8 protein-coding genes are annotated in these 12,319 nt (G+C 60.7%); 6 read left to right on the top strand and 2 right to left on the bottom strand.

Annotation, left to right across the window (positions count from 1 at the left end):
* Window positions 1-143: 143 nt before the first annotated feature.
* Window positions 144-2,108 carry a hypothetical protein gene (locus HX786_RS28635; protein WP_178912921.1) on the top strand — a complete coding sequence of 655 codons (1,965 nt, stop codon included), beginning with the start codon at window positions 144-146 and terminating at the stop codon, window positions 2,106-2,108.
* A 369-nt stretch (window positions 2,109-2,477) separates the two neighbouring features.
* Here HX786_RS28635 and HX786_RS28640 read toward each other — a convergent pair whose 3' ends face one another.
* Together HX786_RS28640 and HX786_RS28645 are read right to left on the bottom strand one after the other, a co-directional pair.
* Window positions 2,478-5,783, bottom strand: coding sequence for a bifunctional diguanylate cyclase/phosphodiesterase (locus HX786_RS28640; RefSeq protein ID WP_178912922.1), 3,306 nt, complete (start codon window positions 5,781-5,783; stop codon window positions 2,478-2,480).
* Window positions 5,784-5,847: 64 nt separating this feature from the next.
* Window positions 5,848-6,738 carry a LysR family transcriptional regulator gene (locus HX786_RS28645; RefSeq protein WP_003212656.1) on the bottom strand — a complete coding sequence of 297 codons (891 nt, stop codon included), beginning with the start codon at window positions 6,736-6,738 and terminating at the stop codon, window positions 5,848-5,850.
* A 145-nt stretch (window positions 6,739-6,883) separates the two neighbouring features.
* Here HX786_RS28645 and leuC point away from each other — a divergent pair, with 145 nt between their 5' ends.
* The 5 genes from leuC to asd all read left to right on the top strand — a co-directional run bounded on the left by leuC (window position 6,884) and on the right by asd (window position 12,181).
* On the top strand, window positions 6,884-8,302 hold the full coding sequence (gene leuC, locus HX786_RS28650; RefSeq protein WP_008438759.1) for a 3-isopropylmalate dehydratase large subunit: 1,419 nt from the start codon (window positions 6,884-6,886) through the stop codon (window positions 8,300-8,302).
* A 10-nt stretch (window positions 8,303-8,312) separates the two neighbouring features.
* Complete coding sequence (leuD, locus tag HX786_RS28655; protein ID WP_003212660.1) at window positions 8,313-8,957, top strand: 3-isopropylmalate dehydratase small subunit; 645 nt, start codon at window positions 8,313-8,315, stop codon at window positions 8,955-8,957.
* Between the two features lie 146 nt (window positions 8,958-9,103).
* Window positions 9,104-9,868, top strand: a complete 765-nt coding sequence (locus HX786_RS28660) for a class I SAM-dependent methyltransferase (protein ID WP_003212662.1) — start codon at window positions 9,104-9,106, stop codon at window positions 9,866-9,868.
* A 53-nt stretch (window positions 9,869-9,921) separates the two neighbouring features.
* Window positions 9,922-11,004, top strand: a complete 1,083-nt coding sequence (gene leuB / locus HX786_RS28665) for a 3-isopropylmalate dehydrogenase (RefSeq protein ID WP_003212664.1) — start codon at window positions 9,922-9,924, stop codon at window positions 11,002-11,004.
* 64 nt (window positions 11,005-11,068) lie between these two features.
* Window positions 11,069-12,181 carry an aspartate-semialdehyde dehydrogenase gene (asd, locus tag HX786_RS28670; RefSeq protein ID WP_003212667.1) on the top strand — a complete coding sequence of 371 codons (1,113 nt, stop codon included), beginning with the start codon at window positions 11,069-11,071 and terminating at the stop codon, window positions 12,179-12,181.
* Window positions 12,182-12,319 lie beyond the last annotated feature (138 nt).

Here is a 12,319-nt window from a genome sequence, read left to right on the forward strand (position 1 = left end):
ATTATCTGACTGAGTGCAGTTCATCGCGTGCAGAAAATACTGTATGCCGTGTTCATGCACTTTCTTTTTATGCCTGAACGCAACGTGCAGGTGGCAGCGTTTACCACGGGCTATTGTGTGTTCGCCCTTTAAAGGAGTGCTCCATGATTACGATGAATACGGGTTATGCAATGAGTACGGCGGTCCATCATCCTGCGCGTGTATACGGGGGTGAAAATAAATCCGTCGACAGTGTAAGTACTTTGAATTCTACCGAGCGACAGTTCGGTGAGCATTTTGATACGAGCAGCCATTCTGCTGTTATCCAGATGATGATATCGACCTTCGGTCCTGCGCGCGCTGATCTATTTGATGAAGTAAAGCGCGTTGGCTCGGGGTATGACGTTACGCTGAAAGACGGTTATAAGTTGCATGTTTCCGATCATGAAGTGCATGGCACTGCCTCAGCGTCGAGATTTGTCGGTGGTGATGCCAGTACAGTGGAAAACGCGAATTTCGCATTGGCTGTCTTCGTCAAGCGCAAACAATTGTCCAGCTCCGACAGCCGTATCAGCAGCAGCTTTAACGCGGCCTTGACCACGTCCTTACAGGGTGAGACTGCATCGAACCTGCTCAAGGGCATGGGCATGGGCCGTTTTATGCAGCAGATCCCTTCGGAGCAACTCGTCGGCAGGAACTCCGTCGGCGTCATGGAGGCGCATAACTTCGGTGCCGCGTTGATCCGGGATGGGGTGGCGCATCGGTTTGACCGTCAATATCGCCCCGACCGTCCCTACGTCTACGTGCTGGACAAGGAGGGGCAAACGGCTAAGCCGGTCAAGCGGGATGTGCCGGTTGCTCCGGTCGATGTTCCCCACGTCGATACGCCGTCCACCCGGCGTGGCCGCAAGCCCATTGACATTCTCAGCGGATTTAACGCGGCCGAGCGAGGATTCGGTGAGGTTGTTGATGGCAGCAGCCATGCCTGCGTCATAAAAATGATGATGATGAGGTTTGGTCCAGACGCCACGGATATGTTCGAGAAAGTCACCCCGGCGGGAGACGGTTATAACATCACGATGAAGGACGGTTTCGAACTGCATTTTTCCCGGCAAGAGTTGCAGCAAGCGACCACGGCCTCGCGATTCGCTGGGAACAACCCCGACGCGGTGAAGCAGGCCAACTTCATGCTGGCGGCGTACACGAAGCGCAAGCAGATGACCCGCGGTGACCAGGAGCCTGGGGCATCGTTTGAAAAGGTTTTATCGAACACGCTCAAAGGCGATACGGAATACCGCGTGTTGAAGGGCTTGGGCATGACTGGCTTCTTGCGCATCGTGCCACCCGCCAAGATGCAGGAGCAGGGCGCGGTGGGGGTGGTCAGTACTTTTGGCTATTCGAGTGCCTTGGTACTGGATGGCCTGCAGCACAGCAATGGTGACAAGCCATCTATCGTCAAATCTTATGGCTACATGCTCGCCGAGGAGGTACCGGACGGAGTGCCCGTTGGTTCAAGCACGCGGCCCCCACCTATTTCCAATGTACCGGTCGGGGTCAGGCCTGGGGATATCTGGAGTGGATTCTATCAAGGTGTCGAGGGGAACTGTGTCACGGTATCGGCGATCAAGGCGGCGATGATGAAGTATGGGCAAAGTCCCCGGGGCATCTATAAAAACATCACCGAGACCCGCGACGGTTACACCGTGACGATGCGCGATTCCAGCAAGGTGAGCTTGACCCATGCAGAACTGAAAACAGCCCGCGAACACTCGAATTTCAAAGGCACCGACGCCGGCCTGCTCAAGGATGCGAATTTCCTGTACGCCGTCAGCGCCAAGCGGGCGCAAATGGAGAACCACGAGTTTCGTGCCGGCGAGAGCTTTGAAGCGGCGATGAGCACGCTCAATGATGGCGAGACCCCCGGTGATGCACTGCGGCGCCTGGGTTTGTTCGCCTTTACCCGAAGCAGCAGCGTCCAGGCGCTGGCAGATGGTGCAACCGGCACGTTGGCGAACTTCATGCATTCTGTTGTCGTCGTTGATGGGGCTTTTGATGATTACGGGTATAAACACCCACTGAAATCATCAAGCTGGATGGATGAAGAGGGCACCGCGCTAACGCTGGTTTAGGTTTAAAGGTGCAGAGTTTGAGAAACACAGGCCACGAGATCTCGTGGTCTTTTTTCTGCGCGCAGAAAAGACAAGTCCGATGGTAGCCGGCTGCATATGCCTTGCAATCTGTGTCCGCATAGGTAGTTGGCCTCGGCTACTCTCATCGACTCTGGAACCTCCTGCTCATGGATGAAATTCAACAGCATTGGCTGTATGCCCTGTCTGCTCCCATGGTGTCCATCAACCCTGGCGCCGGTTATCTCGAGGCGCCGCCCAGCAGCGCCGGGGAGTGCTTTGCATCCTGCATGGTAGGTGTGCCCGAAAATGGAAAGCACTTGAACCTACAGGCTCAAAAAGCAGCTGCCCATCAGGAAAATCCGGTGCAACTTATTCCGATGAAGTGGCCTGGGGCATTCGCTTCAGTACCTGCCTGAACCCTTCCACCGGCAAGGGCCGACTGTGCAGATACCCCTGATACAAATGACACCCAAGCCCCTGCAAAAACGCCAGTTGCTCAGGGGTTTCCACTCCTTCGGCAATGACGTCCAGGTTCAAGCTGCGCGCCATGGCCACAATGGCACGGATGATCTCCGCATCGTTGGGGTCATGGGTGGCGTCGCGCACAAACGACTGGTCGATCTTCAGCGCATCCACCGGCAGGCGCTTGAGGTAGGTCAGCGACGAATAGCCGGTGCCGAAATCATCCATCGCAAAACTCACGCCGAGCTTTTTCAGGCGGCGCATTTTGCTGATGGTGTCGTCCAGATTCTGGATCACGATGCCTTCGGTGATTTCCAGCTTTAGCAAGGTATAAGGCAGGTGGTGGTTGCGCAGGCTGCGTTCTACCCGTTCGACAAAATCATTCTGGCGAAACTGCCGCGGGCTGATGTTGACGCACAGGCTGAAGTTCAGCGGGTCTACCAGGCCCTCGGCAATCAACTGCGCGAAGGTGCTGCAGGCTTCGTCGAGGATCCAGGTGCCCACTTCAAGGATCAGGCCGCTGTCTTCCAGGACCTTGATGAATTCCGTCGGGGACTGTGCGCCCAACTGCGGATGTTGCCAGCGCACCAGGGCCTCGGCGCCGACGATGGTGTTGCCGCGCGCATCCACCTGGGGTTGGTAATGCACGCTGAACTCGCCGCGGGCCAGGGCCAGGCGCAGGTCGGTTTCCATGCGCAGCCGCTCGCTGGCGGTTTTCTGCATGCTGTTGTGGAACATCTGGATGGTGTTGCGCCCTGAATCCTTGGCCCGGTACAGGGCGATGTCGGCGCGCTTGAGCAAATCTGCCGGGGTTGAGCCGTGATCGGGGATCAGCGCCACACCGATGCTCGGGGTGACTTGCAGGCGGTGGCCATCCAGGAACATCGGTTCGGATAACAGTTCGCGCAGGGTATCGGCCAGCTCCTGGACTTGAGTGCTGACTTGCGGGCGCGTGCCTTCCAGGCCGCTGAGCAGCACCACAAACTCATCGCCGCCCAGACGTGCCACGGTGTCTTCCATGCGCACACTGGCTTCAAGGCGTGCAGTGACGATCTTCAGCACCGTGTCGCCTACCGGGTGGCCGAGGGAATCGTTGATGTGCTTGAAGTGGTCCAGGTCAAGAAACAGCAGGGCGCCCCGCAGGTTGTGGCGCTTGAGCAGGGCGATCTGCTGGCTCAGGCGGTCCATCAACAGGGCGCGGTTGGGCAGGTTGGTCAGCGGGTCGTGATAGGCCAGGTGGCGAATCTGCGCCTGGGCGTTTTTCAGCAGGCTGACGTCCCGGGCGGTCAGCAACAGGCAGGGGGTTTCATTGAGGGTGATGGGCTCCACCGACACTTCAACCGCCAGCACTTCACCGCGCTTGTTGTGCCAGAGCATTTCCAGGTGATGAATGCGGCCCTTGATCTGCAACTCGGCCAATAACGCCGCGCGCTGGTTTTCATCGGCCCAGATGCCGATCTGGTACAGCGTCAGGCCGATCGCTTCTTCGGCGCGGTAGCCGGTGAGGCGGCAGAAGCCGTCATTGACCTCCACGTAGCGCCCGGTATCGCGCTCGGTGATCGACACCGCATCGGGGCTGGAATGAAAGGCCTTGGCGAACTTCTCTTCGCTGGCCTTGAGCGCCGCTTCCGAGCGTTGTTGTTGGGTGATGTCCCGCAGGGTGGTGACGATGCAGGGTTGGTCGCTGACCTGGATCAGGCGGCTGGATATCACACAGTTCAGGGTCTGGCCGTTCTTGTGATGAACGGTGATTGCCACGTTGCTCAGGGATTGTTCGCGGATCACCTGCTCGATGCGCTGCAGGCGTTGGCTGGACTCCTCCCACAAGCCGATCTGCTCGGCGTTGTTGTTGAGCACCTCGGCGGCGGTCCAGCCGAAGGTCTGGGTGAAGGCCGGGTTGATCTCGATAAACTGGCCGGTCTCCAGGCGCGTCACGCAGATTGGGTCGGGGCTGGCGAGGAACAGGCTGGCGAATTTTTCTTCGGATGCGATCAGGCGCTGCTCACGTTCAACCTGGTCGGTGATGTCGAGCAGGGTCCCGGCCATTCGCAACGGTACGCCCGTGTCATCGCGATACAGGCGGGCGCGGCTTTCCAGGTAGCGCGAACTGCCGTCTTCCAGTTGCACGCGGTAGGTCAGTTGGTAGTTGCCCGCCGGGCCTTCGCGCAGGGTGCGGTAGGCGTTGCGCATGCTCTCGCGCTCTTCCTGGGGCATGCCTTCAAAGAAGGCCTCGAAGGATTCGTGGAACGGTTGGGGTTCCAGCCCGTGCAGTTGGGCGGCGCGGGCCGAGCCATAGAGCATGCCGCTGGGGATGTGCCAGTCCCAGGTGCCCAGTTGCGCCGAGTCCAGGGCAAGGTCCAGGCGTTCCTGGCTGTCCTTGAGGGCCTGCTCGGCATTCTTGCGCTCGGTGGTGTCGAGGAAGGTGCTGATCAGGTAGTCCTCGCCGTCCAGCTCGACTTTCTGGGCGCTGAGGGTGCCATCGTGGACCTGCCCGTTGCTGGCGCGAAACTGCACTTCCATGGTGATGGGGGCGCCTTTGCGCTGGGTGGCCTTGACCAGATGCGCGCGTTGTTCCGGGTGTACCCAGAGGCCCAGCTCCAATGTGCTGCGGCCAATGGCATCGGCCAACGGCCAGCCGAACAGGCTTTCGAAATACTGGTTGGCTTCGCTGATCAGGCCGTCCGCCTGGCGGGTCAGCAGGACCATCAGCGGGCACAAATGGAACAGGGTGGCGAAGCGCTTTTCCGAATGGCTGAGGGCGTGTTCGCGCTCGCGCTGGTGGGTGATTTCGCGGATCACCCCGATCATTCGCCGACGCCCGGCCTTGTCCGGTAGCAGGCTGCCGTTGATTTCCAGCCAGTGCAGGCTGCCATCGGGCCATTGGATACGGTGGTGCATGGCCTGGACAGCGGGTTCGCCGGCCAGCACCGCATGAAAGGCCCGGACCACCTTGGCGCGGTCCTCGGGGGCCAGCAGGTCCAGGTACTCCAGGTCTTCAGGCAGCGGCTGGCGCGGGTCGAAGCCGAACAGGGCCTGAGTGCCTCGGGACCAGCTGATCCGGCCGGTATCGATTTCCCAGCTCCAGGCGCCCAGCCGGGCAGCGTTGAGCGCCGCCAGCAGTTGCGGCGCGCTGTCCCAGCTTTGCTCCGCCTCCTGTGGGTCCAGGGCGTAGATGCGGGGCAGGGGTGGCACGGTATCGACGGGGTTGCGCATTATCAAAGGGCCTTGGCTCGATGGGCGTTCGGCGCGGGTTCCACGGTCTACGGGCCACGGCGATTCAAGCCTGATTCCCTGGCAGATCGACCTGTGCATCCAATAGGCTCATGAAAGCCCGCGCAGCGTTCGACAGCGTCCTTTCGGTGTGCACGATATAGCCTAGCTGGCGACTGAGCTGTATGCCCGGCAAAGCGATGCGTGCCACCTGGTCATCGAGCATGGTGCGCGGCAACACGCTCCAGGCAAGGCCAATGGAGACCATCATCTTGATGGTTTCCAGGTAGTTGGTGCTCATGGCGATGTTTGGCGTCAGGCCCTGGGCCTCGAACAGCCGCTGCACGATATGGTGGGTAAAGGTGTTGCCGCCGGGAAACACCGCCGGGTGCCGGGCGATGTCCGCCAGGCTGACGCTGCCGTTGCTGATCAGGCTGTGTTCCGGCGCCACCACGAAATCCAGCGGGTCGTCCCACACCGGGGTGGCCCGCACCAGCGTGTGGGGTTCCGGCGCCAGGGTGATCACGGCCACTTCGGCGCGGCCATGGAGGATTTCTTCGTAGGCCACTTCCGAGTCGAGAAACTGAATGTCCAGCGCGACATTCGGGTATTCCCGGGTGAACGTGCGCAGGACCGGTGGCAAGCGGTGCAGGCCGATGTGATGGCTGGTGGCCAGCGTCAGGCGCCCGCTGACCTCGCCGGTCAGGTTGGTCAGGGCGCGGCGGGTGTCGTCCAGTACATTGAGAATCTGATACGCCCGGGGCAGCAGCGCCCGTCCGGCTTCGGTGAGGCCGACTTCACGCCCCAGCCGGTCGAACAGGCGCACCTTTAATTGTTGCTCCAGGCCGGCGATGCGCTTGCTGATGGCCGGTTGGGTCAGGTGCAGGCGTTCACCGGCACCGGAGAAGCTGCCGGTCTCGGCGATGGCGATAAAGGCATTGAGGTTGGCCAGGTCCATTGTGCTATTCCAGTTGGTAATCCAAAGCATAAAAAATATGAATTTGAGTTATTTAATGTAGCGCCATACCATCAGCCTCACAAGCCAAAGGGTTATTGAATCGTTCAAGGCCCGGGGCATAGAAACACCTGATGAGGACCGCGTGATGGCCGGCAAAACGCTTTACGACAAGCTTTGGGATTCCCATGAAGTGAAACGGCGCGATGATGGGTCGTCGCTGATCTACATCGACCGTCACATCATCCATGAAGTGACCTCGCCCCAAGCGTTCGAAGGCCTGCGACTGGCCGGGCGCAAGCCTTGGCGCGTCGACTCGATCATCGCCACCCCGGACCACAACGTGCCGACCACCCCGGAGCGTAAAGGCGGGATCGACGCCATCGTCGACACCGTGTCGCGCCTCCAGGTGCAGACCCTCGATGATTACTGCGACGAATATGGCATCACCGAATTCAAGATGAATGACGTGCGCCAGGGCATCGTTCACGTGATCGGCCCGGAGCAGGGCGCCACCTTGCCTGGCATGACCGTGGTCTGCGGTGACTCCCACACCTCTACCCACGGGGCGTTTGGCGCCTTGGCTCATGGTATTGGTACCTCCGAGGTGGAGCACGTATTCGCCACCCAGTGCCTCGTCGCCAAGAAAATGAAGAACATGTTGGTGTCGGTGGAAGGTGAGTTGCCTTTCGGCGTCACTGCCAAGGACATCGTCCTCGCCGTGATCGGCAAGATCGGCACCGCCGGCGGTAACGGCCACGCCATCGAATTCGCCGGCAGCGCGATTCGCGACCTGTCCATCGAAGGCCGCATGACCATCTGCAACATGTCCATCGAAGCCGGTGCCCGCGTGGGCATGGTGGCGGCGGACGAAAAGACCATTGCCTACGTCAAGGGTCGCCCGTTCGCACCTGCCGGTGCTGATTGGGACGCCGCTGTCGAAGCCTGGAAAGACCTGGTTTCCGACGCCGATGCGGTGTTCGACACCGTGGTTACTCTCGATGCCGCCCAGATCAAGCCGCAAGTCAGCTGGGGCACTTCGCCGGAAATGGTGTTGGCCGTTGACCAGAACGTGCCGGACCCGGCCAAGGAAACCGACCTGGTCAAGCGTGGTTCCATCGAGCGCGCCTTGAAGTACATGGGCTTGAAAGCCAATCAGGCGATTACCGACATCCAGCTGGATCGCGTGTTCATCGGCTCCTGCACCAACTCGCGGATCGAGGATTTGCGCGCTGCGGCGGTGATCGCCAAGGGCCGCAAAGTCGCCTCGACCATCAAGCAGGCGATCGTGGTGCCAGGTTCGGGCCTGGTCAAGGCCCAGGCTGAAGCCGAAGGCCTCGACAAGATCTTCCTCGAAGCCGGTTTTGAATGGCGCGAGCCGGGTTGCTCGATGTGCCTGGCGATGAACCCGGACCGTTTGGAGTCGGGCGAGCATTGCGCGTCCACCTCCAACCGTAACTTCGAAGGGCGTCAGGGCGCCGGTGGCCGTACCCACCTCGTCAGCCCGGCCATGGCTGCTGCGGCTGCCGTCAACGGTCGTTTCATCGACGTTCGCGAATTGATCTGAGGAATACCCGATGAAAGCTTTTACTCAACACACCGGTTTAGTCGCGCCGTTGGACCGTGCCAACGTGGACACCGACCAGATCATTCCCAAGCAGTTCTTGAAATCGATCAAGCGCACCGGTTTTGGCCCGAACCTGTTCGACGAGTGGCGCTACCTGGACGTGGGCTACGCCTACCAGGACAACTCCAAGCGCCCGCTGAACAAGGACTTTGTGCTCAACGCCGAGCGTTACCAGGGTGCCAGCGTGTTGCTCGCCCGGGAAAACTTCGGTTGCGGCTCCAGCCGTGAGCACGCGCCGTGGGCCCTGGAAGAATATGGCTTTCGCAGCATCATCGCGCCGAGCTACGCCGACATCTTCTTCAACAACAGCTTCAAGAACGGCTTGCTGCCGATCATCTTGAGCGATGCCGAAGTGGATGAGTTGTTCCAGCAGGTGGAAGCCGATGTGGGCTACCAGTTGACCATCGACCTGGCGGCACAGACCGTGACCCGTCCGGACGGCAAGGTGTATCACTTTGAAGTGGACGCCTTCCGCAAGCACTGCCTGATCAATGGCCTGGACGATATCGGCCTGACCTTGCAGGACGGCGATGCGATTGCCGCGTTTGAAACCAAACACCGGGCCAGCCAGCCTTGGTTGTTTCGTGACGCTTGATTCCATGTAGACCGGACTGGCCCCTTCGCGAGCAAGCCCGCTCCCACATTTGATTGCATTTCAACTGAAGGAACTCGGTCGAATGTGGGAACGGGCTTGCTCGCGAAAGGGCCAGCAACAGCAACACAAAAACCAGGGACATCATCATGACCAGCACCGCCCACACCCAAGTCGTGCAAAAACAATTCGGCGAACAGGCCTCGGCCTACCTGAGCAGCGCAGTACATGCTCAAGGCACCGAATTCGCGCTGCTCCAGGCCGAACTGGCCGGGCAGGGCGCTGCACGACTGCTGGACCTGGGTTGCGGCGCCGGTCACGTGAGTTTCAACGTGGCACCGTTGGTTAAAGAAGTGGTGGCGTACGACCTGTCCCAACAGATGCTTGACGTGGTCGCCGCCGCTGCCGTGGACCGTGGCCTGGACAACATCCGCACCGTGCACGGCGCCGCCGAGCGCCTGCCGTTTGCCGATGGCGAATTCGACTTCGTGTTCAGCCGCTACTCGGCGCACCATTGGAGCGACCTGGGCCTGGCCCTGCGTGAAGTGCGCCGGGTGCTCAAACCGGGTGGCGTGGCCGCTTTCGTGGACGTCTTGTCACCGGGCAGCCCGCTGTTGGACACTTACCTGCAAACCGTCGAAGTGCTGCGCGACACCAGCCACGTGCGTGACTATTCCGCCGGCGAGTGGATGCGCCAGCTCAGCGAAGCGGGTTTGCATGTGCGCAACAGCAGCCGCCAGCGCCTGCGCCTGGAATACACCTCGTGGGTCGAGCGCATGCGCACCCCAGAGGTATTGCGTGCCGCGATCCTGGAGCTGCAAAAGGCAATGGGCCAGGAAGTGCGCGATTATTTCGAGATTCAAGCCGACGGCACCTTCAGCACCGACGTGCTGGTGGTGTGGGCCGAACGCTGATTAATTTTCCCCGACCTGCCCACGGGCGGGTCGCTTGATGAAATGAGGAACGCATGAGCAAGCAGATTCTGATTCTCCCTGGCGACGGCATTGGTCCGGAAATCATGGCCGAAGCGGTCAAGGTGCTGGAAGTGGCTAACGCCAAGTACAGCCTGGGCTTCGAACTGAGCCACGACGTGATCGGCGGCGCGGCCATCGACAAGCACGGCGTGCCTCTGGCCGACGAAACCCTGGAGCGTGCCCGCGCAGCCGACGCCGTGCTGCTGGGCGCCGTGGGTGGCCCGAAATGGGACAAGATCGAACGTGACATCCGCCCTGAGCGCGGCCTGCTGAAGATCCGTGCGCAACTGGGCCTGTTCGGCAACCTGCGCCCGGCGATCCTTTACCCGCAACTGGCGGACGCTTCCAGCCTGAAGCCGGAAATCGTCGCGGGCCTGGACATCCTGATCGTCCGCGAACTGACCGGCGGTATCTACTTCGGCTCGCCACGGGGCGTGCGCGAGTTGGAGAATGGCGAGCGTCAGGCCTACGACACCCTGCCGTACAGCGAGAGTGAAATCCGCCGTATCGCCCGTGTCGGTTTCGACATGGCCCGTGTGCGTGGCAAGAAGGTCTGCTCGGTGGACAAGGCCAACGTATTGGCGTCCAGCCAGCTGTGGCGTGAAATCGTCGAAGAAGTCGCCAAGGACTACCCGGACGTCGAGCTGAGCCACATGTACGTCGACAACGCCGCCATGCAGCTGGTGCGTGCACCGAAGCAGTTCGACGTGATCGTCACCGACAACCTGTTCGGCGACATCCTGTCCGACCAGGCCTCGATGCTTACCGGTTCCATCGGCATGCTGCCGTCGGCCTCCCTGGATGCCAACAACAAGGGCATGTACGAGCCGTGCCACGGTTCGGCGCCGGACATCGCCGGGCAGGGCATTGCCAACCCGTTGGCGACCATTTTGTCGGTGTCGATGATGCTGCGTTACAGCTTCAACCTGACCGACGCCGCGGATGCCATCGAGCAGGCTGTGAGCCTGGTGCTCGACCAGGGCCTGCGCACTGGCGACATCTGGTCCCAGGGTTGCACCAAGGTCGGTACGCAAGAAATGGGCGACGCAGTAGTCGCCGCGCTGCGGAATCTGTAATCTCTCGGGCCCGCTTGCAGATGTTGCTGCAAGGCGGCCCACTTTTGAACAAGGTGTAGTTGCGATGAAACGTGTAGGTCTGATCGGTTGGCGCGGTATGGTCGGTTCCGTGCTCATGCAGCGGATGCTGGAAGAGCAGGATTTCGATCTTATTGAGCCGGTGTTTTTCACCACCTCCAATGTAGGTGGTCAAGGGCCGTCCGTGGGCAAGGACATTGCTCCGCTCAAGGACGCCTACAACATTGAAGAACTGAAGACCCTCGACGTCATTCTGACCTGCCAGGGTGGCGACTACACCAGCGAAGTCTTCCCCAAGCTGCGCGAAGCCGGCTGGCAGGGTTACTGGATCGACGCCGCTTCCAGCCTGCGCATGCAGGATGACGCGGTGATCGTGCTGGACCCGGTCAACCGCAAGGTGATCGACCAGCAACTGGACGCGGGCACCAGGAACTACATCGGCGGCAACTGCACCGTCAGCCTGATGCTGATGGGCCTGGGCGGCTTGTTCGAAGCCGGCCTGGTGGAGTGGATGAGCGCCATGACCTATCAGGCGGCCTCCGGTGCCGGCGCGCAGAACATGCGTGAACTGATCAAGCAGATGGGCGCGACCCACGCCGCTGTCGCCGATCAACTGGCTGACCCGGCCAGCGCGATCCTCGACATCGACCGCCGTGTGGCCGAGGCCATGCGCAGCGAGGCGTACCCGACCGAGAACTTCGGTGTGCCATTGGCCGGCAGCCTGATCCCGTGGATCGACAAGGAACTGCCTAACGGCCAGAGCCGTGAAGAGTGGAAGGCCCAGGCCGAGACCAACAAGATCCTCGGTCGCTTCAAGAGCCCGATCCCGGTGGACGGTATCTGCGTGCGCATCGGCGCCATGCGTTGCCACAGCCAGGCGTTGACCATCAAGCTGAACAAAGACGTGCCGATCGCCGATATCGAAGGGCTGATCAGCCAGCACAACCCTTGGGTCAAGCTGGTGCCGAACAACCGTGATATCAGCATCCAGGAACTGAGCCCGAACAAGGTGACCGGTACCCTGAATGTGCCGGTTGGCCGTCTGCGCAAGCTGAACATGGGGACGCAGTACCTGGGCGCGTTCACCGTCGGCGACCAACTGCTGTGGGGCGCGGCTGAGCCGTTGCGTCGCATGCTGCGGATCTTGCTGGAGCGGTAATCGCTGCTGGTAATAAGAAACCCGCGTTCTGGTGACAGGCGCGGGTTTTTTATTGCGCGCTCGGGCCTCTTCGCGAGCAAGCCCGCTCCCACATTCGAGCGAGTTTCTTCAGTTGAAATGCGATCAAATGTGGGAGCG

The organism is Pseudomonas sp. 21615526, from assembly GCF_013386245.1.
GTDB lineage: Bacteria > Pseudomonadota > Gammaproteobacteria > Pseudomonadales > Pseudomonadaceae > Aquipseudomonas.

What these genes read in the sequence shown, in the direction of transcription:
- HX786_RS28635 (WP_178912921.1), top strand. Translation starts at nt 144, where the DNA reads ATGATTACGATGAATACGGGTTATGCAATGAGTACGGCGGTCCATCAT.
- HX786_RS28640 (WP_178912922.1), bottom strand. Translation starts at nt 5,783, where the DNA reads ATGCGCAACCCCGTCGATACCGTGCCACCCCTGCCCCGCATCTACGCC.
- HX786_RS28645 (WP_003212656.1), bottom strand. Translation starts at nt 6,738, where the DNA reads ATGGACCTGGCCAACCTCAATGCCTTTATCGCCATCGCCGAGACCGGC.
- leuC (WP_008438759.1), top strand. Translation starts at nt 6,884, where the DNA reads ATGGCCGGCAAAACGCTTTACGACAAGCTTTGGGATTCCCATGAAGTG.
- leuD (WP_003212660.1), top strand. Translation starts at nt 8,313, where the DNA reads ATGAAAGCTTTTACTCAACACACCGGTTTAGTCGCGCCGTTGGACCGT.
- HX786_RS28660 (WP_003212662.1), top strand. Translation starts at nt 9,104, where the DNA reads ATGACCAGCACCGCCCACACCCAAGTCGTGCAAAAACAATTCGGCGAA.
- leuB (WP_003212664.1), top strand. Translation starts at nt 9,922, where the DNA reads ATGAGCAAGCAGATTCTGATTCTCCCTGGCGACGGCATTGGTCCGGAA.
- asd (WP_003212667.1), top strand. Translation starts at nt 11,069, where the DNA reads ATGAAACGTGTAGGTCTGATCGGTTGGCGCGGTATGGTCGGTTCCGTG.